This window comes from Paenibacillus xylaniclasticus (assembly GCF_004001065.1).
Classification (GTDB): Bacteria; Bacillota; Bacilli; order Paenibacillales; family Paenibacillaceae; genus Paenibacillus_T; species Paenibacillus_T xylaniclasticus.
Window position 1 is genome coordinate 90,944 of record NZ_BIML01000001.1, and the last position, 18,631, is coordinate 109,574.

General features: G+C 50.7%; 12 protein-coding genes and 1 pseudogene. 5 read left to right on the top strand and 8 right to left on the bottom strand.

Annotation, left to right across the window (positions count from 1 at the left end; translation table 11 throughout):
• Positions 1 to 147: 147 nt before the first annotated feature.
• A pseudogene (locus PXY01_RS23205) lies at positions 148 to 258 on the top strand (DUF4269 domain-containing protein); the annotation flags it as partial.
• A 9-nt stretch (positions 259 to 267) separates the two neighbouring features.
• Here PXY01_RS23205 and PXY01_RS00410 read toward each other — a convergent pair.
• Positions 268 to 1,077 (bottom strand): lipase family protein, encoded by an 810-nt coding sequence (locus PXY01_RS00410; protein ID WP_127566147.1) that lies wholly within the window; start codon positions 1,075 to 1,077, stop codon positions 268 to 270.
• Between the two features lie 305 nt (positions 1,078 to 1,382).
• Here PXY01_RS00410 and PXY01_RS00415 point away from each other — a divergent pair, with 305 nt between their 5' ends.
• Positions 1,383 to 2,642: a stalk domain-containing protein gene (locus PXY01_RS00415; protein ID WP_127566149.1), complete on the top strand. Its 1,260-nt coding sequence runs from the start codon at positions 1,383 to 1,385 to the stop codon at positions 2,640 to 2,642.
• Between the two features lie 245 nt (positions 2,643 to 2,887).
• Positions 2,888 to 3,493: a P-loop nucleotide/nucleoside kinase family protein gene (locus PXY01_RS00420; RefSeq protein WP_127566151.1), complete on the top strand. Its 606-nt coding sequence runs from the start codon at positions 2,888 to 2,890 to the stop codon at positions 3,491 to 3,493.
• Between the two features lie 119 nt (positions 3,494 to 3,612).
• On the opposite strand, the gene PXY01_RS00425 is transcribed toward PXY01_RS00420, so the two are convergent.
• From PXY01_RS00425 to PXY01_RS00440, 4 genes are read right to left on the bottom strand one after another with little or no spacing between them, the layout of a single operon-like run.
• Positions 3,613 to 4,941 carry a DUF4129 domain-containing protein gene (locus PXY01_RS00425; RefSeq protein ID WP_127566153.1) on the bottom strand — a complete coding sequence of 443 codons (1,329 nt, stop codon included), beginning with the start codon at positions 4,939 to 4,941 and terminating at the stop codon, positions 3,613 to 3,615.
• On the bottom strand, positions 4,938 to 6,041 hold the full coding sequence (locus tag PXY01_RS00430) for a DUF58 domain-containing protein (protein ID WP_127566155.1): 1,104 nt from the start codon (positions 6,039 to 6,041) through the stop codon (positions 4,938 to 4,940). The genes PXY01_RS00425 and PXY01_RS00430 overlap by 4 nt, the downstream gene beginning before the upstream one ends.
• Before the next feature lie 13 nt (positions 6,042 to 6,054).
• On the bottom strand, positions 6,055 to 7,017 hold the full coding sequence (locus tag PXY01_RS00435) for an AAA family ATPase (protein ID WP_127566157.1): 963 nt from the start codon (positions 7,015 to 7,017) through the stop codon (positions 6,055 to 6,057).
• A gap of 46 nt (positions 7,018 to 7,063) precedes the next feature.
• Positions 7,064 to 11,680 carry a DEAD/DEAH box helicase gene (locus PXY01_RS00440; RefSeq protein ID WP_127566159.1) on the bottom strand — a complete coding sequence of 1,539 codons (4,617 nt, stop codon included), beginning with the start codon at positions 11,678 to 11,680 and terminating at the stop codon, positions 7,064 to 7,066.
• A gap of 191 nt (positions 11,681 to 11,871) precedes the next feature.
• Between PXY01_RS00440 and xerS the strand changes: the two genes are divergently transcribed.
• Together xerS and PXY01_RS00450 are read left to right on the top strand one after the other, a co-directional pair.
• Positions 11,872 to 12,948 (top strand): tyrosine recombinase XerS, encoded by a 1,077-nt coding sequence (xerS, locus tag PXY01_RS00445; protein ID WP_127566161.1) that lies wholly within the window; start codon positions 11,872 to 11,874, stop codon positions 12,946 to 12,948.
• A gap of 67 nt (positions 12,949 to 13,015) precedes the next feature.
• The gene (locus PXY01_RS00450; RefSeq protein WP_127566163.1) at positions 13,016 to 14,017 is read left to right on the top strand and encodes an LLM class flavin-dependent oxidoreductase; all 1,002 of its coding nucleotides are present in this window, start codon (positions 13,016 to 13,018) and stop codon (positions 14,015 to 14,017) included.
• Between the two features lie 55 nt (positions 14,018 to 14,072).
• On the opposite strand, the gene PXY01_RS00455 is transcribed toward PXY01_RS00450, so the two are convergent.
• From PXY01_RS00455 to PXY01_RS00465, 3 genes are all read right to left on the bottom strand, one after another.
• Positions 14,073 to 15,890 (bottom strand): ABC transporter ATP-binding protein, encoded by a 1,818-nt coding sequence (locus tag PXY01_RS00455; protein WP_127566165.1) that lies wholly within the window; start codon positions 15,888 to 15,890, stop codon positions 14,073 to 14,075.
• A gap of 83 nt (positions 15,891 to 15,973) precedes the next feature.
• Entirely contained in the window at positions 15,974 to 17,716 is a 1,743-nt protein-coding gene (locus PXY01_RS00460) for an ABC transporter ATP-binding protein (protein ID WP_127566167.1), read from the bottom strand.
• Positions 17,717 to 18,045: 329 nt separating this feature from the next.
• The gene (locus PXY01_RS00465) at positions 18,046 to 18,579 is read right to left on the bottom strand and encodes an ADP-heptose synthase (RefSeq protein WP_127566169.1); all 534 of its coding nucleotides are present in this window, start codon (positions 18,577 to 18,579) and stop codon (positions 18,046 to 18,048) included.
• Between the last annotated feature and the right edge of the window lie 52 nt (positions 18,580 to 18,631).

The window sequence follows — 18,631 nt, forward strand, 5'->3', positions numbered from 1 at the left end:
TCAGAGAGAAAATAATAAAATAGATATCGTTTAAGTGCATGGCGAATTGAGCAGTAGCATCGTCAGTGGTTAAAACACATCGGCTGTTAGCTTTAGCAGGGATGAATGCAAGAGATAACATACGAAAATTGAAAAGACTCGGTAAAATCCGAGCCCGCATTTGCAAAATATTTTAATATTGACGGAGACCCTTATTCTGAACTGTTAGTCCTTGGAGGACTTTCTGACACTGAACTTAAGAATAAGCTTAATTTATAGAAGAACCCGTTAGGAGCCGGAGCGCGTGCGGCATTTGTCAATGTTCGCTTGTGAGTCTCCCATGACGTAGAGATACGTGCTGAGCGCATGATAACATGACACCGAATGCTTAATAGGGTACAAACCGGAGTTGATTTCGATGCCAGGCTCGAGGTGGCGGTAACCGAACAACTCGATTGGAACCGTTGGTACAACGTCCGGCTTATTAAATACGCGAGTATTCGCAATATTCATCCGCTCGAACGCCTCTACGAATGCTCGATCCCCTACACGTGGGGAGGCGAATGTGACGAGCTCTACGGCGATATTTTTGCTTCCGGCCAAGAAGGCGTGCAGTGTCGCGAGCGAGCTGCCAAGACTGTGCCCCGTCACGACGAGCCTCGTACCTGAAGGCAGATGGTCAAGCGTCTCGCTGAGCAGCTCCGATGGCCGGCTTGGATCAACGTACTCGACTTTCATGCTGCGGTATAAGTTCGTGAAGCCTACTTCTGTCTTACCACCGTTCGGTACTTCGTGGAACGTCTCCAACTCGAATTCGAAGTCCATCAGCCAATCGAGCGCGCTTTCCGTTCCACGGATGACGACAGCCTGAAGGGTTGCGTCACTTAATGACTGGGCGATATATCCGGCAAATTCCTTCTCCTTCATCGACCCCAGCCGAGGCGTCATCGTTAAGTTCGCGACCCGCTCCCAACCTACCGGAAAATCATTAGGCGTCCCGGGCGACCGATGATTGGTTTTGTACATTTCGTACGCAGCTTCTACAAATTTCCCCCAGCTAACTAACGGCTCCATATTCACTTGAACGGAATCTCCCATTATGACAATACTCCCTTTCTATGGTCTAAATAGGTTTCTAATCGATTAATTCTATAGAAAAAGGAATTAACCTTCAACTGGCATGGAATATACTCTGGCGTATTAACCCCCAACATAATTGCAGGTGTCAATAAGCGCCTCTCTTAAAGGGATATTTCTGTAACCGGATAGTAATTTTTTCCTTCTCATAGTTAATCTTTCTTCTTCATGCAACTTTACCTCCTACGAAATCGTTAAGATAATAAAAGATGATAGATTCGAATATTCAATATATACTATGAAATAATTATTAAAGGAGAACCCCCATGTCATCGAAAATTAAATCGTTCTTCCTCACCTCCTGCTCTGTCATTGTTCTGCTTTCGACATTCAATAACACAGCACCCACTGCTTCAGCAGCATCCAAGCCTGTCACGATAATGCTCGATGGATACCCGCTTCCGTTCCCAAATACGCCATACGTGACCCAAGGAACGACAATGGTTCCGTTCCGGGCGATTGCCGAGGCGCTGAACATACAAGTGACTTGGTCCAATGCCTCGCACACGTTAACGGCTACAAAAACACGTGATGGCTCCAAAATAAAGGTTATCCTCCGCAGCGGGGACAAGAAAGCTATCGTGAATGGGCAGACGAAGCAGCTTAACGTCGCGCCAGCGTTGAAGAACGGCTCCCTGTTCGTACCGCTCAGTTTCTTCAGTACACAGTTCGGCGCTGGTGTCAGCTGGAATGGTAGCACGCAGACGGTCACAATCACTTCCCCCGTAGAGAAAATATTTACAGAAGCATTCTACGCCATCCGCTCTTATGACGAAGTCAGGTTCGTACCGAAGTTTGATGCAGTTTCGTTCGGCTGGACGAGGCTCGATCCGAATACCGGTAATCTTACGCTCACTGGCCAAGATTTTTATTGGCCGAAGCCAGCCGGTGATGTTACTCCTGAATCGATAGTACAAAGTAAGGTGCAGTCCGGAGGCGAGGCGAAATTGATGGTAGCCGCAATGGACGGACACGGTGAATTAACGAAAATGCTGCACAATTCCACCATGCAGGACAACACCATCGATCAATTGATCGCACTAGCTGCCGACAACCATTTTACAGGCATTACGCTTGATTTCGAGGGGCTTGGCTTAACAGGGGATTATATAGAGGCTCAGCAATCGTTCAACTCCTTCGTGAAGAAGCTGGACCGACGCGCAGAAGCTGCTAATTTGACGTTATCTCTTGCCCTGCATCCGCTCAACAGCTCTTTCCGCGGTTATGATTACAAGACACTAGCTTCATATGCCGACGAGATCATCATTATGGCGTATGACTATTCAACTGAAGATGGCCCAGAGCCAATGAACAAGGTCGACGAAGCGATTCAGCTTGCTCTGAAGCAGGTAAGTGCATCAAAGCTTGTACTCGGTATTTCAACGAACAGCGAGAATGCGCAGACAATCAATGATAAAATCGGGCTTGCCAAACGGTACAGCTTGAAGGGCATCGCGATCTGGCGTCTCGGTATAACCGGTGAATCCATTATGACAGCGATGCATAAATCCATCGTGATGAACTAAATCTACCTCAAGTTATTGCTAGAGGCTGTTCTGAAAGTCAGTGTAAACGGACGGATGAACCATCCCTCTCTCAATTCATATATATATATAAATATATAGTATGACCTACCCTTTAAATTATTATAATCAAATTTAATTAATTGATCTTCCATCAACAACGTTATCCTGTAAGGATGTGCTATTTTCCTCTTTGGTGATTAATGTTACAATATATAAATCTATTAATTATGTGGAGGATTTATATATTGCAGAAACTAATCTTTTTCGTAGGCGTTGCTGGTACTGGTAAGACGACGGTTGCACGCAAGCTCGCAGCTCGTATTCCAGCGTCCTTCCTTGACCGTGACACAGTAGGAGGACGCTTCGTGGAACATATTCTCATTCAGAACGGTCTCGACCCGAACGACCGTGATTCCGAATTTTATAAGGAAAATCTCCGCGATCTCGAATATGACACGACCAAGGATATTTGTATTGAGAATCTCGCCGCTGGTCAGAACGTATTTATGATCAGTCCCTTCACGGCGGAGCTGAAGAATAAGCAGTGGATCGAAGACGTTATCGCTTCCGCAGGTCTCACCCGCTCCGAAGTCGATGTGAAAGTTATCGTCGTTACGCTAACGGACATGGAACTGCAGAAGAATCGTATTATCGATCGCCAGACCGTTCGAGATCAATGGAAGTTGAGTAACTGGGATTCGTTCGCTACACGCGTGCAGTTCGTACCGGAAATTAACTGGGACATTCCAGCATCTTCTATTACGGTCTTCGACAACAGCGGAGACTTAACAGATGAGAAGGTTGAATCGCTATACCGGTTCGTTACCGAGAAGCAGCCGATTTCGCTGTAATACATACTCTCAACCTTCTCAGGTTGACCGAGTCATCAGCGGCCTTCTTTGAGTAAAACAAACAGCCCTTTTCGTATCCATATGGATGCTGAAAGGGCTGTTTATTTTGCTAGGAGCGATCAAGATCGTTTCTTCTTGGTCGAAACTTCTATTAATCGAGCTTCTTCTGCTTCGCTATCTTTAATAGATGCACCACCGTATCGAGCACGCTCATAAAGAGTAACGACTATCTCCGGAAGATCTCGAATTGAAGCATCCGCACTCTTGAGCTCATGTGCTGTCTCACGAGGTGTTAAATGCGGCTTCGGGTGGTAGCCTTCTTGCTCTCGCGCAAGAAGAGCTGTACGGTACAAATATCGGATACGGGCGGCGTTATCGGGTAATCGGTCCCATTCATCGGCGTGCCGCGTTGGTCTAAGTCCGGAAGCGAAACGCTTGAATCGGTCGGACAACGGCGTATGATTAATCTCTTCCGTCTCGTCCACGTAGCCGGCCTGTGCTGCAGCCATACGTTCCTTGCCCATGATCCGCTGCATCCACCGCTCCAGCATCCGAACGACGAAAGGTAATTTTCGTATGACCCGATACAGCGTCCAGATCGCAGCAGCAATGATTAAGGCCGTAAAGAAGTAAATCGCTACTTGTCCCAGCATCTCGATCCAATGACTCGGTTTGCCTGAATCGAGCGAACTCAGAACTTGCTCTTGGCTGTTCGATATCGGTCCGGGCTTATCGACATAGGGCGCTCTGTTCAGCCACTCTTTCAATTGATTCAGAATCTGTGACAGAAGCCGACGAAGCCAGGCACTTATATCCGATAGGAACGATACGATTAATATCAAACCGCCAATAATCGTAACAAGAAGTCGATTGTGCCAAAGGATCGATTGAGATACGCCTCCGCCGCCGTTACGATCAGCGTACGATTCCCTTCGAACCGCGTTCTTATTAAATAAGAACAGGGATACCACAAGCGTCACTGCACCGCTGACGTTCAGAAGACGCGAGTAGAACGACACGTTAGGCTCCTCTTGCAGAATAAATGAAACTAATGCATACATTAGAAAAGAAATAATGTACAGAACAAGCGGCGCTGACCAGACCGCTCCGTCACGAGGCCGGAACGTACCAAATATGATAATGCCAACAAATACGAGATCGCTTAGAAAGGACACTTTCGATGTCCCATATACTAGATATACATACGAGAGCGCGAGCAGCACCGCAATCACTTCGAGCAGCCAACGTCTTCGTCCGGCGAACAACCGGGCGAGTAGTTCTCCCGCTGCGAAGACGAACGGTACGGTCAATATCCATTGCAGCCGCTCGTCGGTCGGAACCGCATACAGAGCAAGCGCGATAACAGCTGGCAACAGCAGCATCGAGATGAAAATAGCCCGTAGCACAACATGTAGTGCTGTGTGCCGGAATCGAGTGAGGCTAGTCATGATATATTCGCCTCTCTTTCAGACCAGAGCCGTTGATAGACGACACGATGACCATCAGCCTCCAGCCGCCCTGCCGCTTCATATACCCGTTCATCCGTATAGGTAGTTATTACAATAATATCGGTTGCAGTGTCTAATTTGTTCACGAGCTCAAGTAGGTACTCGTGCAGCGGCATTAGCCTCTCAATCTGAAGCAGCGCCATCGTCTCATACAGCTGATATAAATGCGGCTCTCCGCCTGAAATTGGCACATAGACAAGCGATTGCTTGTCATCCTCCAAGCAGCCATTGCTGCCGAAGCCGACCTCCATACCGCTGCGGATAAGCTCGTTGGCGATGCCTGCAGCGATGCGAATGCCGCTCTCGATCGTTTCTACGTCTACTATGTCTCGCCATACCCCTGCATGATCTTCGACATTCAAAACAACAAGAACCGAATAATCGGCCGTCGTATCAAGCTGATGAACCTGCAGCTCGCCTGTTCTTGCTGTTGCATTCCAGTTGACGAGCCGAAGCGAGTCAGTTGGCCGGTAGGGCCGTACGCCAATGCGCCTGAACGGGTCCTCGACCACCCACCGCTGCACCGACAGCTCGCCTTGCCAGCTTCGTGCAGGCAGTGTAATGTCTTCGGGCAGCAGCGGAATCGGGTATACAATCATTCGATCTGTGAACACGAGCTGCTTCGTTTGCGCGCTAATGCCAAGTAGATCACCCGCTGTTAACGTCACGGTCGACAGCGTATATACGCCGCGCTTAGCAGCCGTCACCTTATGCGATCTTCGAATTCTGCGCCAAGGCATGAGACTGAAGAAGCTTTTATGATTTTGCATAAACTGGCCCGTGCTAATGTCCAAATTCGCCGCGGGATCGGCGCCGAAGAGCAGCGAAGAGCTAAGCAATGATTCGACGCGAAGCCACGGAATCGGAAACCACTTCTCGTTGCCGATGGTCTCTACCATCAGCACCTCGTCTCCTTCGAAGCATACGCTACGATCGAATTGCCGATCATAGGTAACCTTGCGTAAGGCTACCCTGCGATATATAACATGCTGAATATAGATTATTACTACGCTGATAATGATAAAACCGTACGCCGTCATAAGCTTCCCGCTCCTATGAACGAAGCGGCTCGGCCGGCACCTCGACGCTGCCCAGCACACGCTCGATCAATCGTTCGGCGGCACTGCGGTCGCCTCTTGCCCGTGCTGTGCTTTTGAGCACTAACCGATGTGCCAGCGCTGGCACCGCAAGCTGCTTCACATCGTCCGGCGTGACATAATCACGTCCGGCTAGCGCCGCTTTCGCTTGTGCCGCTGCCATTAGCGCCTGCATGCCGCGTGGACTTACGCCGGTCGCGACCTCTTCAAGCTTGCGCGATAGCTCGGCTATCTCGACGATATAGCGCAGGATGTCATCGCTCACCTTAACCTTCGCAACCGAACGCTGAGCTTCCACGATTGAGGTAGGGTCCGTGACAGGCAGCAAGCTATCGAGCGGTTTATTGTCCTTAAATCGACTCAGGATGTTAATGCTCTCCTCTGTCGTCGGATAACCCATATTCAGCTTGAACAGGAAGCGGTCAAGCTGTGCCTCTGGAAGCGGGAAGGTCCCTTGCTGCTCAATCGGATTTTGCGTAGCGATAACGAAGAACGGCAGCTGCAGCACATGCGTCGTACCATCTATACTGACTTGCCGCTCCTCCATACATTCCAGCAGGCTCGATTGCGTTCTCGGTGTCGCGCGGTTGATCTCATCGGCCAACAGCAAATTCGTAAACAAAGGACCGGGCCGGAATTCGAATTCCCCCTGCTTCTGATTGTAGAAATTAATGCCGCTTAGATCAGATGGCAGCAAATCCGGCGTGAACTGTACACGCTTGAAGCTGCAGTCAATCGAACGTGCCAGCGACTTTGCGAGCAGTGTCTTGCCAGTGCCCGGCACGTCTTCGAGTAGGACGTGCCCGGACGTAAGGAGTGCAATGATGAGCTGATCGACGATCTGCTCCTTTCCTACAATAACTTGACCTACATTACGGCGAATTTGTTCCGCCAACGACTGAATAACATTCACGCTCATAAACGAACTCTCCCTTGAAGTTATAATGGTGTTCGTAAAATCGGTCTTACGTAAGCGTACTTGGCCAGAATACGAGACGCTGCCCATCCCGCTCTGCGCCAATACCAAGCAGTTCCACTCCTTGATCCGTTGATAGAATCGAGCTACCGTTCCATAGCTCAACGACGATTTTGCTCAGCCGTTGACGGCGCAATATAGCTGACAAAGACAGCCGAAGCTCCAGCAAGGATGAATCCATTACAGCCGCTTCACCGCTAATTGTATGTATCCGCCTGCCGTTATTCTCGATCCAGTACAACCATTCGCCACCGCAAAGCACGAGATAATGACCAGCCTTTCTCGCGAAAGAACAGCGCTCTAGTTTCGGCCACGGAGCAATCAAGCCATAAGGATTCGCAGGATCGATCGATGACAGCACGGTGACGCTGCGGTCTTGCGAATCCGGCACTGGCGATCGGATCGCCTCCGCAATATCTGGCGTCGTAAATTGCATCGCTGCTTCTCCATCGACGAACTTGCCGCGAGTAATTGTCCCCCATTCCTCCAGCTGCTTCAATACGGGAAGTAGAGCATCCCATGAGAATGGCGTTAACTGGCTGACAAGCTCCTTCGTCACGATGCCGCAGCTATCCAGCAGATGCCGGACCCAGTGTATCGCTGACGATTCTGTCGCATTCGACAATGCGGAGTGAGCTTCCGAACGTTGTACTTGCGCTTCTGTCTCGTCTCGCTTTGAAGTCTGCGATGCGCCGGAAGAATCCGAATTGTCCGACAGACTACCGGTCCAATACCATCTGCCAAGACCGGAGCCGCTGCGAGCCCAGTCGCTCTTCTTCTTGCTCGCGTGCAGCCGCAGCGGAGCGAATTGGTCGTTCGAGGCTTGTCCTTCCCAGACGAGCGACAAGAGGCCGTTCAGCGTACCAGACGGCGCCTCCCCTATATCTCGGGCAAGCTTCGCCAAGAAGCTCGCTCCCCCTGAACGAAGTGCTGCAAGCAAGTCCGGCCGTAACGAAGGCTTGGTGTCGAGCGCAGATACATATGGCTCATACAAAGGCTTACTGTCCGCCAGAAAGAAAGCGATGCGCCCTTCTTTCTCCCCATTATCCTGCTTGCCCAGCCAAATGACATCCCCTGTTGCGCACAGAAGATCCAGCAGCTCCGGACGGTAATCGATCATACGGGACGGGAAAATGATCGTTTCCCAGTGCGACAAAGGCAAAAAGAGCCCTTGCAGCCTGCTAATGATCGTTCTAAGCCCTTCCTCGCCGCGAAGCTGCGTGCCGCTAAGCACATGCTGGCGCATCGCCATCTGAACGAACCAACGGTTCGGATGAGCGGGCTTAATCCGATCACGCGCCTCATGAATGGACAGCCGAATAAGCCGTTCGGCCGTTCGGCGTCCTGTCCACAGCCGTTCATCCGGTCCTGAAGCAAACGGTGCCTGCTCAATTAACTGTTGATCCAGCAGCAATGCAACGGCTTCCCTGGCAGCCTTCAGCGTTAATGCCGGATATCGTTCACACAGCTCCGGCTCTGTGAACGATATTTGATGCTCAGCGAATCGGCCAATGATGAAGGAGACAGACGCAGGATCATGCGGAAACTGGCTGTACAGCTCCTGCTCATCCCGGCATATCCAACGAAGCGTTCGCTCCGCCGAGGTCGGCACGACCGTTTCGGATACGGAATCTGATTCGGATACAGCAGTAAGCTTAATCGTATTCAAATCACTTAAATCAACAAGGACGATCGCACCACGACTGCTCAGCTCTGCCACCCATGCGAGAGCCGCTTCACCGCCCAGCTTGACGATTTCATCCGTTCCCATGTCGCCTCGGATTTTAAGCCATGACAACAGATCGTCCGAAGAGGATAGTCGACCGTCAGTATTCGATAACCGTTCACGCTCCGCTTCAATTACCTTAACCGATAAGGCGCTGCGAATGGCATCGTCTCCGAATACTTTGCCGGCCAGCTCTTTGCTAACATTGAGCAGCTGCATTCGAATGACGTCATCCAAGCCGTCTCCTTCGTAAATCCTCATGTTGACGTATTCTGCAATAAACTGCGTTGCCATCGGTGATGGATACTGCGTCTCGCGAATGACGAATTCCAGCTGTCCATTACCAATCGCTTCAAGAATACCTCGCAGCCCGTCCACATCAAGATACCGGTGCAAGCATTCTCTCATTGCTTCATCTAAAAAAGGAAACCGCTCGGCGTACGGCATCGCTTCCCGCAGCAGTTCTTCACTGCGGAGCCGTTTCTGCCACAACGGTGTTCGATTAAAGCTTCGGGACAGCAGGAGCGAAGTTTCTGCCAAATGGCGAAATGCGATAGCTAATAGCGGCGATCCCGTCACCGCCTCCGTGAGCAGCGTTGTCACATTGCCCGGCATGACATGCCAGATTGACTGCAACCATGAAGAATCCCAATCAGGCAGCACAAATTCTATGCCATTATCCTTCGCATTGCCGTACAGCTTATATGGAAGCAGCTGTTCAAACTGCCGCTCGATCGCAAGTAGCCATGTTCGATTAAGCCTACGGCCGAACCAGTTATGGACAATAACGTGAGTCTGATTCGAAACGTCGCGATAGTGCTCCACAATAATGGTACGGTCGGTTGGCAAGCCGCAGAAGGCGTGCTGTGCACGGATATACGCGACCAGCGTCTCCGCCGAAGCGCCATCCAGCCCGTAACTGTCCACTAACCAATCCGTTACAGAACGATCAACTAACGGATCATCATCATCCGCACTGGACACTTCCCCGCTTCCGTCCCTTAACTTTAATCGTTCCGCTGCCTCACGTATGAACTGGCCAATCTTTAACCCCAGCTCGACGGATCGTCCGTCGGCCTCGTTGCGCCAGAACGGAATTTCACTAAAGCTGTTCGGTGCTTCCGTCACATATATACGGTCTCTATCGATTCGCCGGATCATCCAGCTGTTCGTACCGAGCTGGAACACATCTCCGACTCTGCTCTCATGCACATATTCCTCATCAAGCTCGCCTAAATGCACACGGCTGTCAAGATGATGAACCGGATAGGCAGAGCTGCTCGGGATCGTGCCCGCTCCCGTCAGCGCCGCAATGGCGCCGCTCTGTCTGCCTGTTATCGTATCGGTCTCCCGGTTCCAATCAAGCAGCGGTCGAGCGAACGGATAAAGCCCGCTTAACACTTGCAGCATAGAAATTAATCGATCATATGGCAATGCAGCGAAGCTGTCGCTGCGGACGATAAGCTCATACAGCTCACGGACCGTCCAATCTCGGCCTGCCGCCATCGATACAGTGTGCTGTGACAAAACGTCCAGCGGATGCTTCGGAATGGTGATCGGCTCGATATCACGATCCGCAATCAGCTTGGACAGTACAGCCGCTTCCGGCAAAGCGCCGCGGTGACGAACGATCATCGCCCCTCGACTTATGCCGCCGACCGAATGACCGGCTCGTCCGATTCGCTGAATTCCCGATGCCGCATTGAATGGCGGGTCGATCTGAATTACAAGATCGACATGCCCGACATCGATACCAAGCTCCAGCGATGAGGTGGCGACGATACAGCGCAGCTCGCCGGATTTCAGCATTCGTTCTGCTTCAAGACGACGCTCTTTCGCTAGACTGCCGTGATGAGCCCGGCTCAGCTCATAGCCTGCCGCATCGTTAAGGCGTAGACAAATTCGCTCGCACAGCCTGCGGCTATTCACGAAGATGAGCACGGTCCGGCTGCCTTCCATTAGCGCGAACAGACGCTGCAGCAACGGCTGCCATATCGCCTCGAGCGAGGTCATCGGCTTCGTCTGATCCGGCATCGTTAATTGAACCTGCATCGGTTTAGGCATGGTACTTTCAACAATCGCGACAGATCTAGGCACATAGCCTAGCGGGTGAACGGGCCTCTCGAGCGATGGATCAGCCAGCATCGTATCGCATTCATCTGCTTCTTTCGATTTCGAATCCGGTTCCCAGCCGCCCAGAAACCGGGCGACTCGCCACATCGGCTTCTGCGTAGCGGAGACGCCAATCCGTTGAATAGCCCCGTTGCACAACTGAACGAGTCTCTCCAGCGATAATGACAAATGCGAGCCGCGCTTATCGGCCGCCAAGTCGTGAATCTCGTCGACTACAACGTACCGGACCGTACGCAGCATATCCATACCGCTCTTTGACGTCAGCAATATATACAGAGACTCCGGCGTCGTCATCAGTACGTCGGGCGGACGCTTCGCCATTGAAGAACGCTGCGACGGCGGCGTATCTCCCGTTCGAACTGCGCAGCGTATGCCGGGCCACATCGTATCCCGCTCCGCCGCAGCACAGTCAATCGATTCTATGAAAGATACCAGATGCTCGAATATATCATTATTAAGCGCTTTCAAAGGTGACACATAAAGGACGCGAACACCTCGAGCTTCCTTATCCACTTGCAAGCTCGAGGAGTCGGTATCTTTGGCAAGCTTATCACGTACAACGGCATCCAGACACGGCAGCAAGGCCGCCAACGTTTTGCCCGAACCGGTCGGGGCGGCAATTAACGTGTGTTTACCGTCTTGTATCGCCCGCCATGCACGTACCTGCACATCGGTTGGCTCTCCGAAGGCACTTACGAACCATTCGGCTATGACGGGATGAAACGGCTGCAGCGGCACTAATGTCACCGAATATCAACTCCTGGAAGCCTTATCATACTCCTCATTATATCAGCATACTTAGGGACATTAAAACAGTCAGGTTACAAATTTTACAACGATTCCCTTCCCTCATCCGGCCCAGTTGTTCTCATCTGCACCGTGGGCGTATAATGATGAGGGATGAATGTTACTTTTTTTTGGTAAGGAGCTGACCCGCCATGAACGTCATTAAGATCAAGGACCGACAGGAGCTGGATAAGAAAGTGCCGCTCATGCCGTGGTACGTTGAGAAATTTATTAACTACAAGCTGCCCGACCTTTCCCCCTCCTCGCTGCTTGAATACGTGCGGGATTACGATACGTTCTTCTCTTATCTACTTGCCGAAGGGCTCGCTGAGGGTCCGACTGTGAAGGATATAAAGCTTGAAGAGCTGGAACGACTTCATATGGACAGCATCGATTCGTTCCGAATGTTCCTCATGACAAGGACCGAGCATACGAATATGCGCGTGACCGTGACTCGAAAGCTGTCCTCTCTGCGCTCACTGTTCCATTATTTAAGCCAAATTGCCGAGGACGAACAATTTTATCCGCTGTTGAAACGGAATGTCATGGCCAAAGTATCCATTAAGCGAACGCATAAACCGAAGGATACGGCCGCGAAGCTTGAAGGCAAGCTGCTGCAGGAGCAGGAAATTGACGAGTTTCTCTCCTATGTACAGCGCGAATATGAGAACGACATTGCAACGAACAAGCAAGCGCTGTACAGCTATCACATTAATAAAGTTCGAGATGCCTGTATCATCAATCTCATTCTGCATTCCGGTCTGCGTGTATCGGAGGTCGTCAATCTGAATGTGGAAGATATCGATTTGAAGAAGAAGCTGACATACGTATTCCGTAAAGGCAAAAATGATGACACATTCAAGACGCCAGTCTATTTCCGGCAGGAAGCGGTCGAGCAGCTAAGTGCATATTTGAGCATTCGGGAGACGACCTATAATGCGCCCAAGCGGGAGAAAGCTTTATTTCTCGCCGTCGCCAACGGCAAGAAGGAGGGCTCGCGTATGACGAAGCGGGCCATTCAAGAGATGGTCATCAAATACGCAAAGCGGTTCGGCAAGCCTTATCTGTCCGTCCATAAGCTGCGGCATTCATTCGCGACCGACTACTACTTGCGCAACGATATATATAAAACGCAGGAGCAGCTTGGACACGCATCACCGGAGACGACACAAATCTACGCCCATCTGACCGACCGAACGATGGCTGAAGCAATTGATCACAACACTTAGCACTAGTTACAGCTGCAATAAGCTGGTGCACCAGATGAATTAATCAGCTGACGAGGTGAGACTTTCAATGAAGCTTAGTATATTAGACCAATCACAAGTCGCCGAAGGACGCACCGCTGCTGACGCACTGAGAGAAACGACGCAGCTAGCGATTGAAGCCGACCGGCTTGGCTATTACCGGTATTGGGTATCCGAGCATCACGCATCAGGCGCACTGGCGCATTCCAGCCCGGAAGTGCTGATCGCTCATTTGGCGGCGCATACGTCACGTATTCGTCTCGGCTCTGGAGGGGTCATGCTCCCTCATTACAGCGCCTATAAGGTCGCCGAAAACTTCCGGCTGCTCGAAGCGCTGCACCCTGGCCGGATCGACGTCGGACTTGGCCGCGCTCCAGGCGGCATGCCCCTGTCAACACGCGCACTGCAGGAAGGGAAATATACGAGCATCGACCGATATCCTCAGCAGGTTACAGACCTCATTACTTACTTGTATGATCAAGCAGGACCGACACATACGTATCCGAATCTGTTCGCTTCGCCGATCATCGATACCGCTCCTGAAATATGGCTGCTCGGCTCCAGCGGCGAAAGCGCAAGGCTGTCCGCACAGCTAGGCCTGAGGTTCGGCTTTGCCCAGTTTTTCGGCGTACCAGGCGGCGAGGCGGCTGTCCGCAGTTACAAGGAACAGTTCAAGCCGTCTGCACTGAATGACAAGCCGCATGCTTTGGCAGCCGTATACGTCGTCTGTGCCGATACGCAGGAGGAAGCGGAACGGCTTGCGACCAGTACGTCATTATTCTTCTTAATGCTCCATCGCGGCGGCAATCTCCGTTATTTCCCTTCTGTGGAGACATCCGAGTCGTACCCGTACGACGAAATCGATATTGAGCTGATCAATAACCGCCGAAGCCAGATCATCGTCGGCACGCCGGACGTCGTGAAGGAGAAGCTCATCGCAATTCGCGAACGATTCGATGCCGATGAGCTGATGATCGTCACGAATACTCACAGCTTCGAAGCACGGATCCGATCCTATCGACTCGTAGCCGAGGCATTCGGGATGAAGTAAACGATACAAGGGCTGACTCATCGCCATATGGTGATGAATCAGCCCTCTTTATTCCTTAACCTGTCCTGCTGTTTAAGATCTCATTGAATGACTGCTGCATAAGCAGCTGGGACTGGACGAGGTTAGCGTATAGACCGCTCGACTTCATCAGCTCCTCATGTGTACCTTGCTCGGTTATGCGGCCATCACGAATGACAATAATGAGATCCGCATCACGAATCGTCGACAGACGGTGCGCGATAATGAACGCCGTCCTCCCCTCCAGTACCCGCTTCAACGCCGATTGAATATGCTGCTCCGTCTCCGTGTCGACGCTCGATGTCGCTTCGTCCAGAATGAGAATACGCGGATCGCTAAGCAGCACTCGACCGAATGCGAGCAGCTGCCGTTGTCCGACAGACAGCTTGCTGCCCCGTTCTTCCACCTGCGTCTGATACCCGTCCGGGAACTTGCTAACGAACTGATCGATGCGTACACTCTTCGCTGCCTCCAGCAGCGCTTCTTCGGACGCATCCTCGTTACCGTAACGCAAGTTTTCTTCAATCGTCCCGGAGAAAATAAACGAGTCCTGCAGCACAATGCCCATTTGACGTCGAAGGGATTCAAGCGTAACGTCTTTCACATCATGTCCGTCGATCAGTACTTGACCGTCAGTCGCATCGTAGAAACGCATTAGCAGGTTGACAATCGTACTCTTGCCTGCTCCCGTTGGACCGACAACGGCGATACGTTGACCCGGCTTTACGCGAAGATTAATACCATGAAGCACTTCCGGTTTGTCTGGGCCGTAGCGGAATGAAACATCTCGAAACTCGACCTCACCTCGAATTGAAGGAAGCTCCTTCGCTTGTGCCGTATTTTTAATCTCCGGCTTGGTATCTAATATTTCGAACAGCCGCTCCGCTGAGGCCATCGCAGACAACAGTTGACTGTACACTTTGGACAGCGCGCTAAGCGGCCCCCAGAACCGCCATAAATAGTTAATGAATGCCATGACGAAGCCGACCGTCAGCGCATCATCCATGACGCGCTTCGCACCGAACCAAATCACAATACATGTCCCGAGCATCCCGATTAACTCCACGATCGGCCATACCGTCGATTCCAGCCGGACTGCACGCATAAACGCATTTTTATTATTTAAGTTAATGTCATTAAATTTGGCGTTGTTAACCGACTGTCGAGAGAACGCCTGTACGACGCGAATACCTTGAATCGTCTCATTTACATTGCCGTTAATGGCAGACATGGTGCGGCGGGACTTCGACCAGGAGCCTTCAATCTTCGGTCTCAGCTTGGCAACCACTAGATAAAGCAGCGGCATAGTAGCAAAAGAAAGAAGCGTAAGCTGCCAATCCATCCAAAATAAAATTACGACGATACCGAGCAGATGCGTCACTTCCATTACGGTTGTGATCAATCCACCGTTAATTAATTCCCCAATCGCGTTCGTATCGTTCGTAATACGGGACATAATTTTACCGGCTGGACGACCGTCGAAGAACCGGAACGAGAGTGTTTGCAAATGATTAAACAGCTGCTGACGCAAGTCGAACAACACTCGTTGACCGGTAAAATTAATCAGCTTCGTATGAAGCCAGCCGAACAACCAGCCGATTAATCGGATGCTTAACAAGGCTATGCCGGTCCACATGATGAAATCATAATCTTTCTTCACGATGCCCTCGTCGATAATAAATCCTAACATTAGCGGCTCAGCAAGACTAAGCACCATGTTCAACAGAACGATAACGATTACGAAGCCTAAAGTTCGCTTATATGGCAGCACATACCGGAATAATCGGCGCAAATAATCGAACTGAAACGGTCGTTCTTCCAGCTCGTCTTCCGAATCCCACTCGACTTGACTCACGGGCTTTCCCCCCCAATGCATTATCAAATATGATTAATTATTAATACGATTAATTTCCCATCAAGTAATGTATCCGATAATTCCTATTCACCCGACGCCACGGCCATCTCCTGTTTCTCCAACAGCTTGCGGAAAAATCCATCCTGCTCATTCAACTCGGCATGTGAGCCTTGCTGAATGATACGTCCATTGTCGAGTACAATAATGCGGTCAGCGCGGCGAATCGAGGACAGCCGCTGGGCGATTATGAAGGTGGTGCGATCCTGCATCACCTCGAGCAGCGCCTCATGGATCGCCGACTCCGTCGCCGTATCGACGGATGCCGTCGCTTCGTCAAGCACGAGTATGGGCGGATTCATTAGAATCGCACGCGCAAGGGCAACGCGTTGCCGCTGACCGCCCGATAATCCGACGCCGCGTTCGCCGATAAGCGTATCGTAGCCATACGGCATATTGATAATAAAATCATGAATTTGCGCGCGTATCGCTGCATTCTCAATCTGTTCTTGAGTCGCTTCAGGGAACCCATAAGCGATGTTGTCGCGAATGGATGCCGAGAATAGAAATGTCTCCTGCGGCACGATGCCAATGCTGCGACGAAGGCTTTCCAGATTATAGTCACGTACGTCGATACCGTCGATCCGCACTGCCCCCTCCGTTACGTCGTAGAAGCGGGACAGCAGCGCGATCAGACTGCTTTTGCCCGAGCCGGTTGCGCCAAGCACTGCAATCACCTCACCTGGCTTAACCTCCAGATTAATGTTATGAAGAACAGGAGCAGAACCAGAAGCAAAGGCGAACGAGACTCGTTCGAACGAGACCGCCCCTTTCATTGTATCGGTACCGGCGCCGCCAGCAGCCGGGGATTGAATTTCTACCTCCGTATCCAGCACCTCGAATACGCGAGGAGCAGCCTTAATGGCCTGCTGTAAAATGTTAATTTGCCAGCCCAGCATATTAAGCGGCCAAATCAAGCCCCATGTATACCATTGAAATGCCATGAACGTACCCAGCGTCATTTCGTCCTTGGCCACGTATACGGCACCGAGCCATATCATAATAAGAAAAGTCAATCCTCCCAAAAAGCCCATTAACGGGAATGCTGTCGCCTCCAGTTTGGCACGGTACATGTTCGTATCGAAATTGTGCTCATTGCGCTCGGAGAACTTCGTTCGTTCCTTCCCTTCTCTTGCGAACGCTTTCACAACTCGTATGCCGGAAATATTCTCCTGCAGTGTCGTTGTAAGTCTTCCCATCTGTTCCCGAATATTTCCCCACGCAGGACCGACCTTGCGGCTAAATATCCACATGACAAGCAGAAGCGGCGGAATCGGGCTAAGCGCCAGCAGCGTTACTTCCCACTGCATGGACAGCATAAAGATTAACGTTCCGACGAATGTGAAGATGCCGGTAATGAGCATCATCGCACCGAAGCCAACGAAGTTTTTGACGGCCTCGATATCTCCAGTCATCCGTGACATTAACTGTCCCGTCTGCGCTGTGTCATAATATTTGAAGGGCAGCCGCTGCAACTGGGCATACATTTGCTTCCTTAGTGTAAAGACGACGTTCTGACCAACCATTTCCTGCGTATATCCCTGGCCGAATGCGCCTAAGCTCTTCACCAGCTGAATACCGAATAACGCAAGCGTTAATAGAATAACAACCTCCATGTCCCCCTTAGCGATTCCGTCATCAAACACTTTACGCAATACCCAAGGAGCAATTAGGTCAATAATGGTTGCGAGCAGCATTAGCGCGATCGCTGCCGCCGCCCATTTGGCGCTCGGTCTTACATACTTCAACAACCGGAGTAGTGTTGCCATCGTCTTATCTCTCTCCTCTCTAGACCTTCCCTTCGAATTGCAGCAACAACAACAAAAAAGACCTGCATCCAATAAGGCACAGGTCTTCTCGTAAACGACAAGGCAAACGATAGAGTCAGCTCTGACGTTATGCACAATGACACGAAAAGATAGAGCCTATAACTGCGTAATTCATCCGTTCAATGTTCATTGAAGCAAAATTCTGATTACGCATGTTCAGCCCTCCTCTCGTACTAGTCGAAGATTTTGTTGTCAATACAAGCAAATATTAGCATCGATTTCCGCTATAAGCAATACCTTAATCTCATAAAATTTTAATAAATCTATACTTACAAATCCCGATGCTCGATCAAATCCTCCGGTCCAATGCCGCCTTCAACCGCGAACTCGAAATCTTCGATATCGTATATTTGTACCGGGACTTCCGCGTCGATCAGCCGTTCCTGAAACTCAATCTGATCGGATAGAATCGGTATGCCAAGCTTCATGCCTGTCAATAAAATCTCCGTCTCGATCGGATCGAACAGCTCACCGTATTGGGCATTGTCGAGCGAATGGACAATCGTGAACTGAATTTTATCATCGAGCAAGAGCGGAGCGCTTTCGCGCCACGGCACTTGAAGCGCCTTTTCAATTTTCTTACGATTTAGCGGATCCTCGAAAAAAGCGATTAATTCGCCGATCTTTTCTTTCACATGTCTATCGTCAGACGGGTCCTCCATTACAGGCTCAGCACCGTCCTTCATATCGTATAGCTCAACAATTGTTGAATAAGGAACGACATAATCAACCGGACGGCTTGGCACGAGCAAATGCCCGTAGGTAGCCACCATCACCGCTTCAATTACAAAACGCCGTCGCATCTAGCATCCTCCCAGTCTTACATTTCAACATCATTATACATGTTTCGAAAGC